Genomic DNA, 537 nt, shown 5'->3' on the forward strand with positions numbered 1-537 from the left:
AACTCAAGGCTGCTTTTTCGTTTACACCAACTCCGATTGTTTCCTTAACAGTTTGGAAGGGGGGACTGCTATGCTGAGAAAGTTGAATTGTTTTTTAAATATCGTTATTGGTTCATTCATAGGAGTTTTCATTGGATTCGGAATTTATAAGTTCTGGCACTTTAAAACCTATCCAAATTTATATGCCATGCAGTCTGCACCGTGGTACACAGAGTTACTGTTGGATGGTGCCTTGGTGGCAGTTTTGGTGGTCGTATGTATTATCCTAAAGCTGATTATTTGGAGGAAGTTAAAGCCATAACTTCTTATATAAAAAATTGAGAAATCGTAAAATTTAAGAAAAAGAAATGCACAGTTCTTAGTTTATCGGGAGCTGTGCATTTTTGTAAATAAATACTTTTAATTAGCCGATTACGGCATCCGCTGCTGTAAAATGTTCCAGGGAATTTTCTTTTACCTGAATGCAGATATAAGTAATTCCGGAAATATCGGATGCAAAAAACTGACGCTTTGCAGCAGGTGCGATTTTTAGCCAGT

1 protein-coding gene and 1 pseudogene are annotated in these 537 nt (G+C 36.9%); one reads left to right on the forward strand and one right to left on the reverse strand.

What is annotated here, in order from left to right; translation table 11 throughout:
* Positions 1-301, forward strand: a 301-nt coding sequence (locus tag LI074_RS17140) for a hypothetical protein (RefSeq protein ID WP_226839789.1), incomplete at its 5' end; no start/stop codon positions are given.
* 102 nt (positions 302-403) lie between these two features.
* Here LI074_RS17140 and LI074_RS18045 read toward each other — a convergent pair.
* Positions 404-537 (reverse strand): annotated as a pseudogene (locus LI074_RS18045) (cupin domain-containing protein); the annotation flags it as partial.

The sequence above is a fragment of the Blautia sp. MSK18_10 genome (assembly GCF_020553185.1).
GTDB lineage: Bacteria > Bacillota > Clostridia > Lachnospirales > Lachnospiraceae > Blautia_A > Blautia_A wexlerae.